Consider the following 19,693-nt stretch of genomic DNA (forward strand, 5'->3'; position numbering starts at 1 on the left):
GATGGAAAGAGTCCCCCCTAAAGCAGACTGACAGACATCACAAATCCCCGGGTGGGGACTTGTGTATAAGAGACAGCTCTCCGAGGGGGCTTTTTTTAGCGATGATAAAAAATCTCACCATCGTAGGCTTTAATGATTTTCCCGTCGGTATCGTTGATCAGCACATATGCACCGCCCATATAGGTCCAGTGGGTTCCGGCGTCAGGGGCGGGCAGGTTACGCAACTGCCACTGCTTAATGTTGTACTCATCGGTACGGTACATTTCTGGCACAGTGTCACCTGGTTTGAAATGTTTGAAGTCAGCAATGAAACTGCTTAACTCATACTTTGAAATTCCCGAGGCATTGGTCGAACCCGCGGTGGCTGGTGCGGCCCATGCTGCGCTGGTTACCAGCAAAAGCGCACCCAGCAACATCTTATTTTTTATGGTCATATACTCTCCACTTTGGGGATCAGTAAAATCAGTCGCATATCTTTCCTGCCATACAATATAACCGACAAGAGATATTTTGTTAGTGATCCCATGATTTCGTAAAAAGTGTAAATGAAAGGATGCAGCAAAAGCATCCTCATTGAACGAGAAGTCAGCGGAATAAGTTGATTTAAGAATCATCCTGGGCTAAAGGGATAGCGAAGCCCAGGTAATTGTTTTATCTCATAATACCCATAAAGCCATGCACTCCCATATACAACCCGACTAAGCCAATTAACAGACTGGAGAAATAGGGGGCGCGTTTAGCGACAGTGTTAAATCCGCGCCAGCGTTTTGCAACCTGTTGAACACTGATTGCCGCCCCAACGCCTACGGTGACCAGCGTTAACGCCAGGCCAATGCTGAAACTGACGACCAGTGTTGCGCCCAGTGTCAGGGCTTTCAACTGAATGCAAATCAACAGCACGGTAATTGCCGCTGGGCAGGGGATCAGTCCACCTGTTAAACCAAACAATAAAATTTGCCAGTTGGTCACTTCTCTGCCATCGAAGCGGCGTTTAATGTCATTGGCATGGGCTCGTGCATGGGCATCCTGATACTCTTCGCTGTCGCTATGTTCATGATGGTGGTGATGTTCGTGGTCGTGATGATGTTCATGATCATGCCCGTGCATATTCTCAAGCCAGCTTCGTTCGCCGCGCCAGGTGCGCCAGAACATCCAGAACGCGGTGCCAATAATGATCACCGCGGAAATCAGCTGGAGCCACGGTTCCGCTGACTGCGCAGTAAAGCGTTTGCTTATCACCATCCCACCAAAAGCAATCAACCAGACTACCACGGTATGCGATATGGTTGCCGCCAGTCCAAGCATCACCGCCTGTTTGATGGTGCCTTTAATGGCGATAATAAACGCCGCCATCATCGTTTTTGAGTGTCCTGGCTCCAGACCATGTAGCGCACCAAGTAAGATGGCGCTGGGGATGAAAAACCAGGCGTTACCATGTCTCATACCATTCGCGATAAACAGAAACTGAAAGCACGCGTCAGTAAGATTCAGGGACAGGTCGTTGCGCTCAAGAAAATGCTCGACGAGCCGCACGAATGCGCTGCCGTTCTACAACAGATTGCCGCTATCCGTGGTGCGGTAAACGGTTTGATGCGGGAAGTGATTAAAGGTCATCTGACGGAACACATAGTTCACCAGGGGGATGAGCTAAAGCGTGAAGAAGACCTGGATGTTGTTCTTAAGGTGCTGGATTCTTATATCAAATAATTTCACAACGTTATTGTAATACCGCCGTTTTTCCTCGTTTACAACGTGTGCGCGGGACATTACCATCCTCATCTGCGATTCATCATCGCAACCAAACGACTCGGGGTGCCCTTCTACGTGAAGGCTGAGAAATACCCGTATCACCTGATCTGGATAATGCCAGCGTAGGGAAGTCACAGGCCGCCAGGTCATTGCTTCTTCACGTTATGGCAGGAGCAAACTATGCAAATCGACCTGCTGAGTCCGGCGCAACCTGCGCACGCGTTACACCTTTTTCACCAACATTCCCCCCTTGTGCATTGCATGACCAATGATGTGGTGCAAACCTTTACTGCCAATACCTTGCTGGCGCTCGGTGCATCGCCAGCGATGGTTATCGAAACCGAAGAGGCCAGTCAATTTGCGGCCATCGCCAGTGCTTTGCTGATTAACGTTGGCACACTGACGCAGCCACGCGCACGGGCGATGCGTGCCGCCGTTGAACAGGCAAAACACTCCCAAACACCCTGGACGCTTGATCCGGTCGCGGTTGGTGCGCTCGATTATCGTCGCCGTTTTTGTCATGAACTTTTATCTTTTAAACCGGCAGCGATACGCGGTAATGCATCGGAAATCATGGCATTAGCGGGCATTTCCAATGGTGGCCGTGGTGTGGATTCCACTGACGCCACAGTAAGCGCACTGCCTGCTGCGCAAACTCTGGCACGGGAAACTGGCGCAATCGTCGTGGTCACTGGCGAGGTGGATTATATTACCGATGGTCGTCGCACCGTTGGTATTCACGGCGGCGATCCGTTAATGACCAAAGTGGTAGGAACTGGCTGTGCATTATCGGCGGTTGTTGCTGCCTGTTGTGCATTACCTGGCGATACGCTGGAAAACGTCGCATCTGGCTGTCACTGGATGAAACAAGCCGGAGAGCGCGCAGTCGCCAGAAGCGAGGGGCCGGGCAGTTTTGTTCCACATTTCCTTGATGCGCTCTGGCAATTGACGCAGGAGGTACTGGCATGAAACGGATTAACGCTCTGACGATTGCCGGTACTGATCCGAGTGGTGGTGCAGGAATTCAGGCCGATCTTAAAACCTTCTCGGCGCTAGGTGCGTACGGTTGCTCGGTAATCACCGCGCTGGTGGCGCAAAATACCCGTGGCGTACAGTCGGTGTATCGTATTGAGCCAGATTTTGTCGCCGCCCAACTCGATTCGGTGTTCAGCGATGTACGAATCGACACCACTAAAATCGGCATGCTGGCGGAAACCGATATCGTTGAAGCGGTGGCAGAACGGCTGCAACGTTACCAGATCCAAAACGTGGTACTGGATACCGTCATGCTGGCAAAAAGCGGCGACCCGCTACTTTCACCTTCGGCGGTTGCCACGCTGCGCAGTCGATTATTGCCACGGGTTTCATTAATAACGCCAAACTTGCCCGAAGCTGCCGCCTTGCTCGACGCGCCACATGCGCATAACGAACAGGAAATGCGGGAGCAGGGGCGAGCACTGTTGGCGATGGGCTGCGGTGCAGTGCTGATGAAAGGCGGTCATCTGGATGATGAGCAAAGCCCGGATTGGCTGTTTACTCGCGACGGCGAACAGCGGTTTACCGCGCCGCGCATTATGACCAAAAACACCCATGGCACGGGTTGTACGCTCTCTGCGGCGCTGGCGGCATTGCGTCTGCGCCATACAAACTGGGGCGACACCGTTCAGGAAGCAAAAAGCTGGCTTTCAGCGGCGTTAGCGCAGGCAGACACGCTGGAAGTCGGTCACGGGATTGGTCCGGTTCACCACTTTCACGCGTGGTGGTGAGCACCGTACTATAGCTGCTTTGGCATTTTTCAGCTTTTTCGCGCTGAAATTCAGGGATGAAACCAATGCAGCTAAGAATCGCCAGTCGAAAAAAATTCACCGCTTTGCTATGCACTCTGGGGCTAATTTCCATTGTTGCGATTCATCCTGGCCAGACGGTGAATTTTTTCTATTCGACAGCAATTCAGATTAAAGACTACATCTACTTTTATGGCTATCGTCCGGTCAAATCTTTTGCTATTCGCATTCCTGCCAATTACACCATTCACGGTATTGATGTTTCACGCTGGCAGGCGCGGATCGACTGGCAGCGTGTCGCAAAAATGCGCGACAACGGTATCCGCTTACAGTTTGCTTTTATTAAGGCGACGGAAGGCGAAAACCTGGTGGACCCCTATTTTTCGCGTAACTGGCGTCAAAGCCGTCAAAATGGCCTGCTGCGTGGCGCGTATCATTATTTTTCTCCGTCGGTATCCGCCACCGATCAGGCGCAATTATTTCTGCAAACGGTGGATTTCTCTCAAGGCGATCTCCCCGCGGTACTGGACGTAGAAGAACGGGGAAAATTATCGGCGAAGGAATTACGCAAGCGGGTAAGTCAGTGGCTAAAAATGGTCGAAAAAAGCACGGGAAAAAAGCCGATTATTTACTCCGGAGCCGTTTTTTATCACACGAATCTGGCGGGCTATTTCAATGAATATCCGTGGTGGGTGGCTCACTATTATCAACGTCGTCCGGACAATGACGGCATGGCCTGGCGTTTCTGGCAGCATTCCGACCGTGGACAGGTAGATGGCATTAATGGCCCGGTGGATTTTAATGTGTTTAATGGCACAGCGGAGGAGTTGCAGGCTTTCGTTGATGGCATTAAAGAAACGCCTTAAATAACCAGCAGTGATATACTCCTACCAGATTCCCCGGCAGGAAAAAGACAAATGGAACAAGCGCATACCCAGCTTATCGCCCAACTGAACGAACGTATTTTAGCGGCGGACAACACGCCGCTTTATATTAAGTTTGCGGAAACGGTAAAAAATGCCGTACGCAGCGGAGTGCTGGAGCATGGCAATATTTTACCCGGCGAGCGCGATTTAAGTCAGTTAACCGGCGTTTCGCGTATTACGGTGCGCAAAGCGATGCAGACGCTGGAAGAAGAGGGCGTGGTGACGCGTTCGCGTGGCTACGGTACGCAGATCAACAACATCTTCGAATACTCGCTGAAAGAAGCGCGAGGTTTTTCTCAGCAGGTGGTGTTGCGCGGTAAAAAGCCCGATACGCTATGGGTTAACAAGCGAGTGGTAAAGTGCCCTGAAGAGGTGGCACAGCAACTGGCGGTTGAAGCGGGAAGTGATGTCTTCTTGCTTAAGCGTATTCGTTATGTGGATGAAGAAGCGGTATCGATTGAGGAGTCGTGGGTTCCTGCTCATTTAATTCATGATGTTGATGCCATCGGTATTTCTCTTTATGACTACTTCCGCAGTCAGCATATTTTTCCAAAGTGTACCCGTTCCCGCGTTAGCGCCCGAATGCCGGATGCCGAGTTTCAGTCACATATTCAGTTAGATAGCAAAATACCGGTGCTGGTGATCAAGCAAGTAGCGCTTGACCAACAGCAACGGCCTATTGAATACAGCATCAGCCGCTGTCGCAGCGATTTATACGTTTTTGTGTGCGAGGAGTAGTTCCTCGCGCGTCGGCGCGCAATCCCCGCCGCGATGCCCGACAACCCACGACGCCACCGCATTGCCCAGCAATACTGCATCTGCCAGTGGCAGACCGGATGCCAGCCCGGCCAGTACGCCACCGGCATGGCTATCACCTGCGCCAATTGTATCTACGACATGCGTTGGAAATGCCGGTATACAGCCTGAAACGTTATCGCTGAAATACCAGGCACCTTCTTTATCGAGGCGAACGATCAACGGTGCGGCAAATTTCTCCTGCCATTGCTTGCCAAGCGTTGTTATATCTGCGGATAAAGCAAAACGTTCGGCGGCAATCTCAGCCTCCTGACGATTGAGAGACACTAATGGTCGACAGGCCATGATGCGCGCCAGTAATGCATCCGGGATATCGCCAATACGGGGGCCAAAATCGATAAACGGCGTCACGTCTGGCAGCTCTTCCAGCCATTTCACTAACAATTCGCCACAGGGCGAGGCCAGTTGATAACCGGAAAAATAGAGCAGGCTGCCAGGCGCAACGGTTAATCGCGCCAACCACTGGCGATTCCACTGATTTTCCACACCACTGAATGACATAAACGTGCGTTCGCCATCCGGCTCAACCAGCGCCAGACACCAGCCATTATCGCCTTCGGCGTTATCAATCAGGCTGATTAATCCCTCTTTTGCCATCCGGTTGCGAATAATCTCCGCCCACACTCCCTGACCGAGCGGCAAGGCGTTACCCGCTTCGATGCCGAGGCGCTTTAACGCCACGGCAATATTCAGTGCGCAGCCGCCAACGTTAACGCTCTGCTGTTTCAGCTCGATATCGCACCCGCGCCAGGGCAGGGCGTAAGCGTCGGCGATCACATCAATGACCGCCGCACCAATCACCATCACCGGCTGACGCGTAGTTAATTCAGGCAGCAGCGTGTGTAATCGAGCGCCGCTCATACTGCCTCCCGTTGTTGACGATATTTCGCCAGTGCCGTGGCATAGCGGTTGAAATCAAGCTGATTTACCGCATCCAGTTCCGCCTTTAACGCAGGATCGATAGCGTTAACGCCATGCAACGCGCCACAAATTGCTGTTGCCATGGCGCCGATGGTGTCAGTGTCACCACCAAGATTGGCGCACAGAACGGCGCAACGGTTAGGATCGGTTTGTGCCAGCTCAACCAGCGCAATGGCGCACGGCACGGACTCAATGGTGCTGGTGCCTGCGCCAACGACCTGATAAAGCTGTTCGCTGGCGGACTCGGTGCCGTCGGCATTGCGCACAATTTTCAGCGCAATCTCCAGACGCGCCGCCAGAGAGGCGCTGAACGTGGTGATGCGTTTTTGTTGTGCATGTCGCGCAATTGAGGGCAGGGAATCAACAATTGCTGACCAGCGTTCTCCGTCAATCGCGCGAGAAATCGCCCATGCGATAACAACCGCCCCTGCAACCGCCAGATCGGATTTATGGGTCGGGCTTGACGCCAGCGCCACATCATCAATAAAAGAGTCAACATCGCGCGCCGGAAGCAAACAACCTAATGGCGAGACGCGCATTGCCGCGCCGTTGGTCACGCCATTGTTTTCCAGTTCAGCTACAGGTTTACCGTTGCGAATGGCGTTAAGTGCAATCTTCGAGGTCGGGCCAAGCACGTTTTTGTTGAAAGCGTCGAAACGCAGCGCCCAGTCGAGAATATTACGTCCAATCAGATCCGGGTCGATCTCGCCTTCACGTTCCAGTAAAGCATCCGCCAGACACAGCGCCATCGAGGTGTCGTCGGTAAATTCGCCGCGGTTAAAATAACAGGCTGCGTTATTCTCCTTTGGGCCAGGCAAAAAACGGTCAATCCAGCCAAAGTGTGCTTTGACGCGGGAGCGCGGCCAAAGCTCGGACGGCATACCCATCGCATCCCCTAACGCCTGCCCGTAAAGAGCACCGAGAATACGTTCTGTTTTCATTTAACTTCCCCTTGTGTCAACGCAATATCGCGATCATCGACCTTGATGGCCGTAATTTCGTTGTCGGATTCGCGGAAAAAAATCATGAACAGCACGGCGATAATGGCAATCATCACCGCGCCGAAAGTCCACATCCCGGCCCAGTTGAAGGTCAGCCCGTTTACCGGGTCCTGATAAGCAAACATCTTCTCCATCATCACGCCACCAAGACGATAGCCGAGCAAACTGCCGAATCCCTGGCAGCACAGCGTGATCAAGCCCTGCGCGGCGGTACGCATATGCACGGGGGCTTTTTTATCGACGTAGATGTAGGCGGTAACGTAGTAAAAATCGTAACTCACGCCGTGCAGCAAAATGCCAAGGAACAGTAACGCGTAGGTAAAATATTCATCCGCACTACCGTAAATAAAGAAGCCATAACGAATCGCAGCGGTGACCAGACCAAGTAATAATACCTTTTTGATACCAAAGCGTTTGGTGAAAAACGGCAATGCCAGCATAAAGAAGATTTCAGAGAACTGGCCGAGCGTCATCCAGCCGGTGGCGTTTTTCATGCCGACTTCGGTCAGATAACCGTTGGCAAAGATGTAATAGAACGCCAACGGCATCGCAAACAGGAATGAACAGAAGAAAAAGACGAGGAAGTTTTTATCGCGTAGCAGGATCAGCGCATCCAGACCGAGCATGACTTTAATGTCCATTTTGCCGGTGCTTTTTGGCGGCGTGTCTGGCAGGAACAAGGCAAATGCACCGAGCAATGCGGAACTTCCGGCGGTAATTAACAGCGGAATATTGGTCGGTGAGATATCGTCATATCCCAGCATCTGAGGCAAGAATCCGCAGACCAGACCAGAGGCAATCCAGCCTATCGTCCCCAGTACGCGAATGCGCGGAAAATCACGCTCCACATCCGGGACGTTAGCAAACGCGATACTGTTTGTCAGCGCAATGGTCGGCATATAGGTCAGTGAGTAGGCCAGCAGTAACGGGAAGAATCCGGTAAAGGTGGTCTGTTGCGCGGCGAAATACATTAGCACCGCACCAGCGAACATCAATACAGCCAGCACTTTCTGCGCCGAGAAAAAGCGGTCAGTGATGGAGCCAACCAGAATAGGTGACAGGATCGCTGCAATGGCTGTACAGGCATAGGACCAACCAATTTCTCCGGCACTGAAACCGCTTTTACTTAGCCATAACCACAATGGCACAAACCACGCGCCCCAGATAAACCATTCAACAAACATCATGAACGACAGCTTTGCTGTTGTTTTCATCTTTTAATTCCTTCATGACAGGTAATGTAAGGTACGCGCTGACAATACCACTTAATAATACCTTTTAAATACCTTTGCGGTGAAAGCTTGACCGCTGTAACACTTTTTCTGATGAATCGTGCCAACAGAAAACGCTGAAAAAACATCCAGAAGATGGAAAAACCAGCCCGTAACGACCAGGATTATGATTGCCCGCCAAAGGTGGGCCAGGACAATCCATAGCCGAAATCTAATCGGAATTTACGGGAGCATAGTAATGACAGATATTGCGCAGTTGCTTGGCAAAGACGCCGACAACCTTTTACAGCACCGTTGTATGACTATTCCTTCTGACCAGCTTTATCTCCCCGGACATGATTACGTAGACCGCGTGATGATTGACAATAATCGTCCGCCAGCGGTGTTACGTAATATGCAGACGCTTTACAACACCGGGCGTCTGGCCGGCACAGGATACCTTTCTATTCTGCCGGTTGACCAGGGCGTCGAGCATTCTGCCGGGGCTTCATTTGCCGCTAACCCGCTCTACTTTGACCCGAAGAACATTGTTGAACTGGCGATCGAAGCGGGATGTAACTGTGTGGCGTCAACTTACGGTGTGCTGGCATCGGTATCGCGGCGTTACGCGCACCGCATTCCTTTCCTCGTCAAACTTAATCACAACGAGACGCTAAGTTACCCGAATACCTATGATCAAACGTTGTATGCCAGCGTGGAGCAGGCGTTCAATATGGGGGCGGTGGCGGTTGGTGCGACCATCTACTTTGGCTCGGAAGAATCACGTCGTCAGATTGAAGAAATTTCTGCGGCCTTTGAACGCGCGCATGAGCTGGGCATGGTGACTGTGCTGTGGGCCTATTTGCGTAACTCAGCCTTTAAGAAAGATGGTGTCGATTACCATGTTTCCGCTGACCTGACCGGCCAGGCGAACCATCTGGCGGCGACCATAGGCGCAGATATCGTCAAACAAAAAATGGCGGAAAATAACGGCGGCTATAAAGCGATTAATTACGGTTATACCGACGATCGTGTGTACAGCAAGCTGACCAGCGAAAACCCGATTGATCTGGTGCGATACCAGTTAGCCAACTGTTATATGGGGCGCGCAGGGCTGATTAACTCCGGTGGTGCAGCAGGCGGTGAAACCGATCTTAGTGATGCGGTGCGTACTGCGGTCATCAATAAACGTGCGGGCGGAATGGGGCTGATTCTCGGACGTAAAGCGTTCAAGAAATCGATGGCCGACGGTGTAAGACTGATTAACGCCGTGCAGGATGTTTATCTCGATAAAAAAATTACGATTGCCTGATACGCTTCGTACGAACAGCACAGCCCCGTAGGCCAGATAAGGCGTTCGCGCCGCATCCGGCATAAAACCACGTGCACTTTGTTACGGCTTCCCCCGGGAGGCCATTTTTTTTGCCTGTCATTCTGGATTAATTTTCATATTGTCGTTTTTGTGATCGTTATCGCGACATTTAAAAACAAAAAATTTCATTATATTTTGAAATCGAAAATAAACGATAGGATATGAAAATGTACGTGGTATCGACAAAGCAGATGCTGAACAACGCGCAACGCGGCGGCTACGCGGTTCCTGCATTCAATATTCACAATCTCGAAACGATGCAAGTGGTGGTGGAAACCGCTGCCAACCTGCAGGCACCGGTCATCATCGCCGGAACGCCCGGCACGTTTACTCATGCTGGAACAGAAAATCTACTGGCGCTGGTCAGCGCAATGGCGAAGCAATACAACCATCCGCTGGCGATTCATCTCGATCATCACACTAATTTTGATGATATAGCTCAAAAAGTCCGCTCCGGCGTGCGCTCGGTGATGATTGACGCTTCGCATCTGCCTTATGCGCAAAACATTGCCCGAGTCAAAGATGTGGTGGATTTTTGCCATCGCTTTGATGTCAGTGTCGAAGCGGAACTGGGGCAACTGGGCGGCCAGGAAGAAGATGTTCAAGTAGATGAAGCCGATGCGTTTTATACCAATCCTGTTCAGGCCCGCGAGTTTGCCGAAGCAACCGGCATTGATTCTCTGGCGGTCGCGATCGGCACTGCTCACGGTATGTATGCCAGCGCCCCAGCACTCGATTTTTCGCGGCTGGAAACCATTCGCCAGTGGGTAGACTTGCCGTTGGTGCTACACGGTGCGTCAGGATTATCGACTCAGGATATTCGGCAAACCATCAATCTGGGCATATGCAAAATCAACGTTGCGACAGAGCTAAAAAATGCCTTCTCGCAGGGGTTAAAAAAATACCTGACCGAACATCCCCAGACAACCGACCCTCGGGATTATTTGCAACCGGCCAAATTAGCGATGCGCGATGTCGTGAGTAAAGTTATCGCCGATTGTGGCTGTGAGGGCAGGGCATAACGCACCTGCCATTTAACAAGGAAAAACAATGAAAACGTTAATTGCCCGGCATAAAGCCGGTGAACATATCGGCATATGTTCAGTCTGTTCTGCACATCCGCTGGTTATCGAAGCGGCGCTGGCTTTTGATCGCAACAGCACGCGCAAAGTATTAATTGAAGCAACGTCAAACCAGGTCAATCAATTTGGCGGTTATACCGGAATGACGCCAGCGGACTTTCGTGAATTTGTGTTCGCGATTGCCGATAAAGTCGGATTTGCACGTGAGCGCATCATTCTCGGTGGCGACCATCTGGGGCCGAATTGCTGGCAGCAGGAAAGCGTGGATGCGGCGATGGAAAAATCCGTCGAACTGGTAAAGGCATACGTTCGCGCAGGTTTCAGTAAAATTCATCTTGATGCGTCAATGTCCTGCGCTGGCGATCCAGTGCCGTTAGCCCCAGAAACGGTAGCTGAACGTGCTGCTGTACTCTGCCATGCAGCGGAAAGCGTGGCGACAGATTGCCAGCGTGAGCAACTGAGCTATGTTATTGGCACCGAAGTTCCGGTTCCGGGCGGTGAGGCCAGCGCCATTCAGTCGGTACACATCACTCGGGTAGAAGATGCCGCGAATACGTTACGCACGCATCAAAAAGCGTTTATCGCCCGTGGCCTGGCAGAGGCGTTAACGCGCGTGATTGCCATCGTGGTGCAGCCTGGGGTGGAGTTTGACCATAGCAATATTATCCATTATCAGGCGCAAGAAGCGCAGGCATTGGCCGAATGGATAATCAACACCAAAATGGTTTATGAAGCGCATTCCACCGATTACCAGACCCAGACGGCTTATCGGGAATTAGTACGCGATCACTTTGCGATTTTGAAAGTCGGCCCGGCATTAACCTTTGCTTTACGGGAAGCGATATTTGCGCTGGCGCAAATTGAAAAGGAGCTTATAGTGCCGGAAAATCGCAGCGGTTGTCTGGACGTGATTGAAGAAGTGATGCTCGACGAACCACAATACTGGAAAAAATATTATCGTCCTGGTTTTAACGATTCATTACTGGATATTCGTTACAGTCTTTCGGATCGTATTCGTTATTACTGGCCGCATAGCCGGATTAAAAATAGCGTCGAAACGATGATGGCGAATCTGGAAGGTGTGGAAATCCCGTTGGGAATAATTAGTCAGTATCTTCCCAAACAATTTGAGCGCATTCAGGCCGGGGAATTATCAGCAATACCGCATCCGCTGATTATGGATAAAATTTATGATGTTTTACGTGCCTATCGTTACGGTTGTGCAGAATAATAAGGACGGTATATGACAAAGCTCTTTGTTCGCAGCGGAATCTCTTTTGCCGATCGCAGTGAAGCACTGACCCATATCGGCAATGAAATGGTCGCGCAAGACGTAGTTCATGACTCCTGGCCGCAGGCATTAATTGCCAGAGAGGCGGAATTTCCCACCGGGATATTGCTCGAGCAGCACGCTATCGCCATACCGCACTGTGAGGCGATTCACGCCAAATCGTCAGCCATTTATCTGTTAAGACCGGCGAATAAAATTAAGTTTCAGCAAGCTGATGATGATAACGACGTGGCGGTGTCGTTGATTATCGCGCTGATTGTCGAAAATCCGCAGCAGCAACTGAGGCTTTTGCGGTGCTTATTTGGCAAGTTGCAGCAGCCCGATGTCGTTGAAACGCTAATCACCATTTCTGAAGCGCAATTAAAGGAATATTTTACACAGCATATTTTATATTCCGAATAACCAAACACCTCTGTACCAATAAAAAGGATTGATTATGAAACGCAAGATAATTGTCGCTTGCGGAGGCGCGGTTGCGACCTCTACGATGGCGGCGGAAGAAATTAAAGAGTTGTGTCATAGCCATAATATCCCCGTTGAATTAATCCAGTGTCGGGTTAATGAAATAGAAACCTATATGGATGGTGTACATCTTATTTGTACTACCGCCAGAGTTGACCGCAGTTTTGGCGATATTCCGTTAGTTCACGGTATGCCTTTTGTTTCTGGTGTAGGTATCGAAGCATTACAAAATAAGATTCTGACAATTTTACAGGGGTGATCTATGTTTTCAGAAGTCATGCGTTATATCCTCGACCTCGGCCCCACGGTCATGTTGCCGATTGTTATTATCATATTTTCCAAAATATTAGGCATGAAGTCTGGTGACTGCTTTAAAGCCGGACTGCATATCGGGATTGGCTTTGTTGGCATCGGTCTGGTTATTGGTTTGATGCTCGATTCTATCGGTCCGGCGGCAAAAGCGATGGCGGAAAATTTCGACTTAAATCTCCATGTGGTGGATGTCGGCTGGCCGGGGTCTTCACCAATGACCTGGGCATCGCAAATTGCGCTGGTGGCGATTCCGATTGCGATTCTGGTTAACGTGGCAATGTTGCTCACGCGTATGACGCGGGTGGTGAATGTCGATATCTGGAATATCTGGCATATGACCTTCACCGGTGCGTTGCTGCATCTTGCGACCGGTTCATGGATGATTGGGATCGCGGGCGTGGTGATTCACGCGGCATTTGTTTATAAACTCGGCGACTGGTTTGCCCGTGATACCCGTGATTTCTTTGAACTGGAAGGTATTGCCATTCCGCATGGTACGTCGGCGTATATGGGGCCGATAGCGGTGGTGGTCGATGCCATCATTGAAAAAATCCCTGGCGTTAACCAGATTAAATTCAGTGCTGATGATATCCAGCGCAAATTTGGTCCCTTTGGTGAACCTGTCACCGTGGGGTTTGTGATGGGGCTGATCATCGGCATTCTCGCAGGTTACGACGTCAAAGGCGTATTGCAACTGGCAGTAAAAACGGCGGCCGTTATGTTGCTGATGCCTCGAGTGATCAAGCCTATTATGGATGGCTTAACGCCTATTGCGAAGCAGGCACGCAGCCGTTTGCAGGCGAAGTTCGGCGGTCAGGAGTTTCTGATTGGTCTGGATCCGGCATTGCTGTTGGGGCATACGGCGGTGGTGTCGGCAAGCCTGATTTTTATCCCGCTCACCATTCTGATTGCGGTATGTGTTCCGGGTAATCAGGTGTTGCCGTTTGGTGACCTTGCAACCATTGGCTTCTTTGTGGCAATGGCGGTAGCGGTGCATCGTGGAAACCTGTTCCGCACCTTAATTTCTGGCGTCATCATAATGAGTATCACCCTGTGGATTGCGACGCAAACAATTGGTCTGCACACGCAACTGGCTGCCAATGCTGGCGCATTAAAAGCCGGAGGCATGGTGGCTTCGATGGATCAGGGCGGTTCACCCATTACCTGGTTATTGATTCAGGTTTTCTCACCGCAAAATATTCCCGGTTTCATTATTATCGGTGCCATTTATCTCACCGGTATTTTCATGACCTGGCGTAGAGCACGTGGTTTTATCAAACAAGAGAAAACTGCTCTCGCAGAATAATTTATACCTGAGGGGGAGAATATCCCCCTTAACCAATCTGGAGCTTTTATGAAATCAGTTGTTAATGATACTGATGGTATCGTGCAAGTTGAAGAGCGAGTCATGCCTGAAATTAATCATCAGGACGAGGTGCGGGTAAAAATTGCCAGCTCGGGGATATGTGGTTCCGACTTGCCCAGAATATTTAAAAATGGTGCCCATTATTATCCAATAACGTTAGGCCATGAATTTAGCGGATATATCGATGCGGTGGGGACCGATGTTAATGATTTACAACCTGGCGATGCAGTTGCCTGTGTGCCGTTATTACCTTGTTTTCATTGCCCGGAGTGCCTGAAAGGCTATTATTCCCAGTGTGCGAAATATGATTTTATTGGTTCGCGACGTGATGGCGGATTTTCCGAATATATTGTCCTTAAGCGAAACAATGTCTTTGCACTACCTGCGGATATGCCTATTGAGGATGGCGCTTTTATTGAACCGATTACCGTTGGCCTGCATGCGTTCCATTTAGCGCAAGGATGTGAGAATAAAAACGTTATTATTATTGGTGCCGGAACCATCGGCCTGCTTGCGATCCAGTGCGCAGTCGCGCTGGGGGCAAAGAGCGTGACGGCTATCGACATTAGCCCAGAAAAACTGGCACTGGCAAAATCCTTCGGCGCTACGCAAACATTTAACAGTAGCGAAATGAGCGCGCCGCAAATGCAGGCCGTTTTACGCGAACTGCGCTTCAACCAGCTTATTCTCGAGACAGCGGGCGTACCGCAAACCGTCGAACTGGGGGTGGAAATCGCCGGGCCTCACGCACAACTGGCGCTGGTGGGAACGTTACATCAGGATCTGCATTTAACATCAGCGACATTTGGCAAAATATTGCGTAAAGAGCTGACGGTTATCGGTAGCTGGATGAATTACTCAAGCCCGTGGCCTGGGCAGGAATGGGAAACGGCGAGCCGGTTGCTGACAGAACGAAAGTTAAGCCTGGAGCCGTTAATCGCTCACCGTGGAAGCTTTGAAAGCTTCGCCCAGGCGGTGCGTGACATCGCTCGCAATACCATGTCGGGTAAAGTGTTACTCATTCCCTGAAACCGCGGGCCAGTGTGATGCTGGCCCGGTATTGTGCAAAACAGATCATTCACCAATGGTCCCCCTTCGTTTACACTAGTCACAATTGAATATGGGTAAATGACGATGAATTCATTCGAGCGAAGGAATAAGATCATCCAATTAGTGAATGAACAGGGAACCGTGCTTGTTCAGGATCTGGCGGGAATATTTGCTGCATCGGAAGCGACAATTCGAGCCGATTTGCGCTTTCTCGAACAAAAAGGCGTGGTAACGCGCTTTCATGGCGGTGCGGCGAAAATAATGTCCGGTAATAGTGAAACCGAGACGCAGGAAATCGGATTTAAAGAGCGATTTCAGTTAGCCAGCGCACCGAAAAACAGAATTGCGCAGGCGGCAGTAAAAATGATCCACGAAGGAATGACGGTTATCCTCGATAGCGGAAGTACGACAATGCTTATCGCTGAAGGGTTAATGACGGCTAAAAATATCACGGTGATCACCAATAGCCTTCCTGCTGCATTTGCCCTGTCTGAAAATAAAGACATCACTTTGGTCGTTTGTGGTGGTACGGTGCGCCATAAAACGCGATCTATGCATGGATCTATTGCTGAACGTTCCCTGCAGGATATTAATGCGGATTTAATGTTTGTGGGTGCTGATGGGATTGATGCAGTTAATGGCATTACAACATTTAATGAAGGTTATTCCATTAGCGGTGCTATGGTAACAGCGGCGAATAAAGTTATTGCCGTTCTCGACTCAACAAAATTTAACCGTCGTGGATTTAATCAGGTACTACCGATCGAAAAAATCGATATTATTATTACCGATGATGCGGTGTCAGAAGTCGATAAAATGGCATTGCAGAAAACGCGGGTGAAATTAATTACGGTGTAGCACTCATCTGTTTAGTTTGTAGGCCGGATAAGGTGTTTACACCGCATCCGGCAGAACTGACTCTCCCTGATTCAAGAGAGAATAATTTGATTAACGCAACAGCGGACAATCCGGTGGTAATCGGCAACGCAGCGCCGCCGGAAGTATTTCAATATGAAAGTTTTGCCCACACAACGGTTCGCCATCAAGATTAAAAGTGATTTCATGGGGGGCCTGAATATCGAACCACGCCGAAGCGGCTTCGATGATATTCGGGTTATCTTCATCAGATTTTAATGTTGATACGAGGGCAGGAAGAATTTCATCTCCGGTGAAAATACGCAGCTGCAACAAACCATCATTAATCAGCGCATTTGGGCACAATTGCTGTCCGCCACCGGCCTGACGTCCGTTGCCAATGCCAATAACCAGGGCGTCTCCTTGCCAGTGAAAATTTTCACCACGGATCTCACAACGATCTGGCTGTAACGTGTCCATGCGCATTAATCCGTGAATGATGTAAGAGACGCCCCCTAGTGCAGCTTTTAACTTCTCCGGTGTTTCGGTGGTGATGCGCGTACCAAACCCGCCCGTTGCCATATTGATAAAACAGGTTTGCCTGTTAACCTGCGCCATATCAATCGCAATAGCATTACCGGCAATCGCCAGTTTCAATGCTTTATCCAGCGCCTCAGGGATCCCCACGCTGGTGGCGAAATCATTCGCTGTACCTAGCGGCAAAATCCCCAAAGCAGGAATGTCATCGCCTTCACACTGAATCAACGCCGTGGAGACTTCATTAATGGTGCCATCGCCACCGCCTGCTATCACCGTCGCGACACCAAGTTGGCGCGCTTCAGTCACAAAACGCGCCGCATCACCTTTCTCCCAGGTGACCCGTATATGGATGGTTATTCCTTCTTCACGCAACAGCATAATCGCTTCGCGCAATGTTTCATTGTCAGTACTTTTGCCGTTAAGAATCAGCAAACTGGCGGGAAAATCGGCCATCGTCGTATGCCTTTATTATTGATCTTTAGAAAGTGTAGAGCAGAAAAGAGAAGGTGGCGTCAGAACAGGATGAAAGTCGTGGCGCAAAAAAAATAAGCCTGCGTAAGGGAGATTACACAGGCTAAGGAGGTGGTTCCTGGTAAAGCTAGCATTTTATGGGTTATGTTTTTCAGCGAAACGGATGATAACCTTAATAAATGCAGCTGTATGTGATCGATTTCTAAGAATTTTCTATCCGGGAAAAATAGTCGAAATTAATCACTTACCGTGCGGATTACGCGTGGTTTCCCCAGAGAAATTGCGCATCAGTAGCGCATAGTTCAGCTCGAGATCCTGCGGGACCGGGATCCACACAGTATAACCATCGCCCGGTGCAACCGGCATCGCTTCGCCTTTGGCGTTTTCCATATGCTCAAGGGTAAAGTTGATGTTGCCCTGTGGAGTCATCAGCTCAAGGCTGTCGCCAACGGAGAATTTGTTTTTAACCGCTACCGCCGCGAGGTCGCCTTTACGCTCACCGGTAAACTCACCAACAAACTGCTGACGGTCAGAAACGGAATAACCGTATTCGTAGTTCTGATAATCATCATGCGTATGGCGACGCAGGAAACCTTCGGTATAGCCGCGATGCGCCAGGCCTTCCAGCGTTTCCAGCAGGCTGGTGTCGAACGGTTTGCCTGCAGCGGCATCATCGATAGCCTTACGATAAACCTGCGCGGTGCGTGCACAATAGTAGAAAGATTTGGTGCGGCCTTCGATTTTCAGCGAATGCACGCCCATTTTTGTCAGGCGCTCGACGTGGGCGATGGCACGCAGATCTTTCGAGTTCATGATGTAAGTGCCGTGTTCGTCTTCAAACGCGGTCATATACTCGCCCGGACGCTGGGCCTCTTCGATCATAAACACTTTGTCGGTTGGCGCGCCAATACCCAGCGTAGGCTCAACGTTTTGCACCGGAATCGGCTCGTACTTGTGTACGATGTTGCCGACGTCATCTTCTTTGCCTTCCTGCACGTTGTACTCCCAGCGGCAGGCATTGGTGCAGGTTCCCTGGTTCGGGTCGCGTTTGTTAATGTAGCCCGAGAGCAGGCAGCGGCCGGAGTAGGCCATACACAGTGCGCCGTGAACGAAGATTTCGAGCTCCATATCTGGCACCTGATTGCGGATCTCTTCAATCTCTTCCAGTGACAGTTCGCGAGAGAGGATCACACGGGTCAGGCCCATCTGCTGCCAGAATTTTACCGTTGCCCAGTTTACGGCGTTAGCCTGCACGGAAAGATGAATAGGCATCTCCGGGAAGTGCTCACGTACCAGCATAATTAGCCCAGGATCGGACATAATCAGCGCATCCGGCCCCATTTCCACAACCGGTTTCAGGTCACGGATAAAGGTTTTCAACTTGGCGTTATGTGGTGCAATGTTCACCACGACATAAAACTTTTTCCCCAGTGCGTGGGCTTCATTGATGCCGAGCTGAAGGTTTTCGTGGTTGAATTCGTTGTTGCGCACACGAAGGGAGTAACGCGGTTGGCCCGCATAAACAGCATCTGCGCCATAGGCGAAAGCGTAACGCATATTTTTCAGCGTTCCCGCCGGGGAAAGGAGTTCCGGTTTAAACATAATTCTCTCGTTCTGATGACAGGTCAGACCCGCTTCACCAGATGAAGCGGTTAGGGGAGTGTCCCCACTTTAAGGGCGGGCATTGTAGCGCAATCGGTGGGTTTAGCTCCAGTGCAAATGTCTGGTAGCGTCCTGGTTTTGGTTAAGGATGCGAATGACGATAATTTCCCTTGGTGATTGCAGGAAATAAATGAGGTGGCGTTCAAAAGGAAGAACAAAAATGCCTTCGCCTAATTCAGGTCTGGGAGTACCTATATTATTGTTACTCAGAATCTGGAGAACTTCTGAAAGATGTTCAACATATTTGTCGGCTTGTGGTTCGCCGAAATGGTGATAACTGTAATACCAGATGCCTTCTAAATCCTCGTTGGCTTTTGGCATGAGCTTAATAATACGCACATTATTTCCTTATCCCTGCTTTCACCTTCCGTAAAAACGCATCCTTTTCCCACGGCTGGGCTTCACCACTATTCAACCCTTCCGCAAGCATGTCACGTAACGCTTGCAGGCGAGACTCTGCTTGTTTTTCTCGAAGTAAGCGCAGTGACTCACGGATCACTTCGCTTTGGGTGCGATAGTCGCCGGATTCAATCAAGGACTCGATAAATTCGCGCAGCTCATCGCCAAGATCAACCGTCATCGTTCTGGCCATGTTTATGCTCTCTTGTAAGTAAAAGTCTTACGTCAGTGTATGTCATAAACCGGGGAGCGTCACGCAAAGTATTAGAAGATATTTTGCCATATGAACATGTTCAGGAGGATAAGGATGGGGAATGTCAAACAAAGAGAGCACAATGAGTGCTTGCCTGTGCCTACTATTTTAACGGCGCAGATTAATCCTGAAAATCAATAAGTCAGTGTTTATTGGAAATAAAGCCGGAC

21 protein-coding genes, 1 pseudogene and 1 riboswitch are annotated in these 19,693 nt (G+C 50.3%); of the genes and pseudogenes, 13 read left to right on the plus strand and 9 right to left on the minus strand.

Translation table 11 applies throughout. The features are described 5' to 3' along the window. Positions 1-95 precede the first annotated feature (95 nt). Entirely contained in the window at positions 96-434 is a 339-nt protein-coding gene (rcnB, locus tag H9644_RS19635) for a Ni(II)/Co(II) efflux transporter accessory subunit RcnB (protein ID WP_000153060.1), read from the minus strand. A gap of 217 nt (positions 435-651) precedes the next feature. Continuing rightward, positions 652-1,443, minus strand: a complete 792-nt coding sequence (locus H9644_RS19640; protein WP_191776175.1) for a nickel/cobalt efflux protein RcnA — start codon at positions 1,441-1,443, stop codon at positions 652-654. On the opposite strand from H9644_RS19640, the gene rcnR reads away from it, so the two are divergent. The 5 genes from rcnR to H9644_RS19665 all read left to right on the plus strand — a co-directional run bounded on the left by rcnR (position 1,435) and on the right by H9644_RS19665 (position 5,197). Beyond that, the gene (rcnR, locus tag H9644_RS19645; RefSeq protein WP_137428176.1) at positions 1,435-1,707 is read left to right on the plus strand and encodes a Ni(II)/Co(II)-binding transcriptional repressor RcnR; all 273 of its coding nucleotides are present in this window, start codon (positions 1,435-1,437) and stop codon (positions 1,705-1,707) included. The genes H9644_RS19640 and rcnR overlap by 9 nt on opposite strands. Positions 1,708-1,798: 91 nt before the next feature. Then, positions 1,799-1,895: riboswitch (TPP riboswitch) on the plus strand. 34 nt (positions 1,896-1,929) lie between these two features. Next, entirely contained in the window at positions 1,930-2,718 is a 789-nt protein-coding gene (gene thiM / locus H9644_RS19650; RefSeq protein WP_191776178.1) for a hydroxyethylthiazole kinase, read from the plus strand. Next, on the plus strand, positions 2,715-3,515 hold the full coding sequence (thiD, locus tag H9644_RS19655; RefSeq protein WP_191776181.1) for a bifunctional hydroxymethylpyrimidine kinase/phosphomethylpyrimidine kinase: 801 nt from the start codon (positions 2,715-2,717) through the stop codon (positions 3,513-3,515). Before thiM ends, thiD begins: the two co-directional genes overlap by 4 nt. A gap of 65 nt (positions 3,516-3,580) precedes the next feature. Further along, complete coding sequence (locus H9644_RS19660) at positions 3,581-4,399, plus strand: glycoside hydrolase family 25 protein (protein ID WP_064526923.1); 819 nt, start codon at positions 3,581-3,583, stop codon at positions 4,397-4,399. A 51-nt stretch (positions 4,400-4,450) separates the two neighbouring features. Beyond that, on the plus strand, positions 4,451-5,197 hold the full coding sequence (locus H9644_RS19665; RefSeq protein WP_064526925.1) for a GntR family transcriptional regulator: 747 nt from the start codon (positions 4,451-4,453) through the stop codon (positions 5,195-5,197). On the opposite strand, the gene H9644_RS19670 is transcribed toward H9644_RS19665, so the two are convergent. The 3 genes from H9644_RS19670 to H9644_RS19680 are packed head-to-tail and all read right to left on the minus strand — an operon-like array spanning position 5,171 to position 8,411. After that, positions 5,171-6,136 carry a carbohydrate kinase family protein gene (locus H9644_RS19670; protein ID WP_064526927.1) on the minus strand — a complete coding sequence of 322 codons (966 nt, stop codon included), beginning with the start codon at positions 6,134-6,136 and terminating at the stop codon, positions 5,171-5,173. The genes H9644_RS19665 and H9644_RS19670 overlap by 27 nt on opposite strands. After that, positions 6,133-7,137, minus strand: coding sequence for an ADP-ribosylglycohydrolase family protein (locus tag H9644_RS19675; protein ID WP_064526929.1), 1,005 nt, complete (start codon positions 7,135-7,137; stop codon positions 6,133-6,135). The genes H9644_RS19670 and H9644_RS19675 overlap by 4 nt, the downstream gene beginning before the upstream one ends. Next, entirely contained in the window at positions 7,134-8,411 is a 1,278-nt protein-coding gene (locus H9644_RS19680) for a nucleoside permease (RefSeq protein ID WP_064526931.1), read from the minus strand. The genes H9644_RS19675 and H9644_RS19680 overlap by 4 nt, the downstream gene beginning before the upstream one ends. A 256-nt stretch (positions 8,412-8,667) precedes the next feature. Here H9644_RS19680 and fbaB point away from each other — a divergent pair, with 256 nt between their 5' ends. The 8 genes from fbaB (at position 8,668) to H9644_RS19720 (ending at position 16,201) form a co-directional block, all read left to right on the plus strand. Beyond that, positions 8,668-9,720, plus strand: coding sequence for a class I fructose-bisphosphate aldolase (gene fbaB / locus H9644_RS19685; protein WP_064526933.1), 1,053 nt, complete (start codon positions 8,668-8,670; stop codon positions 9,718-9,720). Positions 9,721-9,947: 227 nt separating this feature from the next. Beyond that, positions 9,948-10,802 carry a tagatose bisphosphate family class II aldolase gene (locus tag H9644_RS19690; protein WP_064526935.1) on the plus strand — a complete coding sequence of 285 codons (855 nt, stop codon included), beginning with the start codon at positions 9,948-9,950 and terminating at the stop codon, positions 10,800-10,802. A gap of 28 nt (positions 10,803-10,830) precedes the next feature. Further along, a complete protein-coding gene (gene gatZ / locus H9644_RS19695; protein ID WP_191776184.1) occupies positions 10,831-12,093 on the plus strand; it encodes a tagatose-bisphosphate aldolase subunit GatZ in 1,263 nt (420 codons plus the stop codon). A gap of 12 nt (positions 12,094-12,105) precedes the next feature. Next, a complete protein-coding gene (gatA, locus tag H9644_RS19700) occupies positions 12,106-12,555 on the plus strand; it encodes a PTS galactitol transporter subunit IIA (RefSeq protein ID WP_191776187.1) in 450 nt (149 codons plus the stop codon). A 34-nt stretch (positions 12,556-12,589) separates the two neighbouring features. After that, on the plus strand, positions 12,590-12,874 hold the full coding sequence (gene gatB, locus H9644_RS19705) for a PTS galactitol transporter subunit IIB (RefSeq protein WP_000823263.1): 285 nt from the start codon (positions 12,590-12,592) through the stop codon (positions 12,872-12,874). Positions 12,875-12,877: 3 nt separating this feature from the next. Further along, a complete protein-coding gene (locus tag H9644_RS19710; protein WP_064526941.1) occupies positions 12,878-14,233 on the plus strand; it encodes a PTS galactitol transporter subunit IIC in 1,356 nt (451 codons plus the stop codon). Positions 14,234-14,281: 48 nt separating this feature from the next. After that, on the plus strand, positions 14,282-15,322 hold the full coding sequence (gatD, locus tag H9644_RS19715; protein WP_064526943.1) for a galactitol-1-phosphate 5-dehydrogenase: 1,041 nt from the start codon (positions 14,282-14,284) through the stop codon (positions 15,320-15,322). Between the two features lie 105 nt (positions 15,323-15,427). Further along, complete coding sequence (locus H9644_RS19720; RefSeq protein WP_064526946.1) at positions 15,428-16,201, plus strand: DeoR/GlpR family DNA-binding transcription regulator; 774 nt, start codon at positions 15,428-15,430, stop codon at positions 16,199-16,201. Between the two features lie 90 nt (positions 16,202-16,291). On the opposite strand, the gene yegS is transcribed toward H9644_RS19720, so the two are convergent. The 4 genes and pseudogenes from yegS to H9644_RS19740 form a co-directional block, all read right to left on the minus strand. Next, entirely contained in the window at positions 16,292-17,191 is a 900-nt protein-coding gene (gene yegS, locus H9644_RS19725; RefSeq protein ID WP_064526948.1) for a lipid kinase YegS, read from the minus strand. Positions 17,192-17,449: 258 nt separating this feature from the next. Then, complete coding sequence (trhP, locus tag H9644_RS19730; RefSeq protein WP_000476028.1) at positions 17,450-18,811, minus strand: prephenate-dependent tRNA uridine(34) hydroxylase TrhP; 1,362 nt, start codon at positions 18,809-18,811, stop codon at positions 17,450-17,452. 102 nt (positions 18,812-18,913) lie between these two features. Next, complete coding sequence (locus tag H9644_RS19735; RefSeq protein WP_064526965.1) at positions 18,914-19,210, minus strand: type II toxin-antitoxin system RelE/ParE family toxin; 297 nt, start codon at positions 19,208-19,210, stop codon at positions 18,914-18,916. Position 19,211: 1 nt separating this feature from the next. Continuing rightward, positions 19,212-19,509: pseudogene (locus H9644_RS19740) on the minus strand (type II toxin-antitoxin system ParD family antitoxin). Between the last annotated feature and the right edge of the window lie 184 nt (positions 19,510-19,693).

It is taken from the genome of Escherichia whittamii, from assembly GCF_014836715.1.
GTDB classification, from domain to species: domain Bacteria; phylum Pseudomonadota; class Gammaproteobacteria; order Enterobacterales; family Enterobacteriaceae; genus Escherichia; species Escherichia whittamii.

Coding starts and splice junctions, on each gene's coding strand:
- rcnB (WP_000153060.1), bottom strand. CDS start 434: ATGACCATAAAAAATAAGATGTTGCTGGGTGCGCTTTTGCTGGTAACC.
- rcnR (WP_137428176.1), top strand. CDS start 1,435: ATGTCTCATACCATTCGCGATAAACAGAAACTGAAAGCACGCGTCAGT.
- H9644_RS19640 (WP_191776175.1), bottom strand. CDS start 1,443: ATGAGACATGGTAACGCCTGGTTTTTCATCCCCAGCGCCATCTTACTT.
- thiM (WP_191776178.1), top strand. CDS start 1,930: ATGCAAATCGACCTGCTGAGTCCGGCGCAACCTGCGCACGCGTTACAC.
- thiD (WP_191776181.1), top strand. CDS start 2,715: ATGAAACGGATTAACGCTCTGACGATTGCCGGTACTGATCCGAGTGGT.
- H9644_RS19660 (WP_064526923.1), top strand. CDS start 3,581: ATGCAGCTAAGAATCGCCAGTCGAAAAAAATTCACCGCTTTGCTATGC.
- H9644_RS19665 (WP_064526925.1), top strand. CDS start 4,451: ATGGAACAAGCGCATACCCAGCTTATCGCCCAACTGAACGAACGTATT.
- H9644_RS19670 (WP_064526927.1), bottom strand. CDS start 6,136: ATGAGCGGCGCTCGATTACACACGCTGCTGCCTGAATTAACTACGCGT.
- H9644_RS19675 (WP_064526929.1), bottom strand. CDS start 7,137: ATGAAAACAGAACGTATTCTCGGTGCTCTTTACGGGCAGGCGTTAGGG.
- H9644_RS19680 (WP_064526931.1), bottom strand. CDS start 8,411: ATGAAAACAACAGCAAAGCTGTCGTTCATGATGTTTGTTGAATGGTTT.
- fbaB (WP_064526933.1), top strand. CDS start 8,668: ATGACAGATATTGCGCAGTTGCTTGGCAAAGACGCCGACAACCTTTTA.
- H9644_RS19690 (WP_064526935.1), top strand. CDS start 9,948: ATGTACGTGGTATCGACAAAGCAGATGCTGAACAACGCGCAACGCGGC.
- gatZ (WP_191776184.1), top strand. CDS start 10,831: ATGAAAACGTTAATTGCCCGGCATAAAGCCGGTGAACATATCGGCATA.
- gatA (WP_191776187.1), top strand. CDS start 12,106: ATGACAAAGCTCTTTGTTCGCAGCGGAATCTCTTTTGCCGATCGCAGT.
- gatB (WP_000823263.1), top strand. CDS start 12,590: ATGAAACGCAAGATAATTGTCGCTTGCGGAGGCGCGGTTGCGACCTCT.
- H9644_RS19710 (WP_064526941.1), top strand. CDS start 12,878: ATGTTTTCAGAAGTCATGCGTTATATCCTCGACCTCGGCCCCACGGTC.
- gatD (WP_064526943.1), top strand. CDS start 14,282: ATGAAATCAGTTGTTAATGATACTGATGGTATCGTGCAAGTTGAAGAG.
- H9644_RS19720 (WP_064526946.1), top strand. CDS start 15,428: ATGAATTCATTCGAGCGAAGGAATAAGATCATCCAATTAGTGAATGAA.
- yegS (WP_064526948.1), bottom strand. CDS start 17,191: ATGGCCGATTTTCCCGCCAGTTTGCTGATTCTTAACGGCAAAAGTACT.
- trhP (WP_000476028.1), bottom strand. CDS start 18,811: ATGTTTAAACCGGAACTCCTTTCCCCGGCGGGAACGCTGAAAAATATG.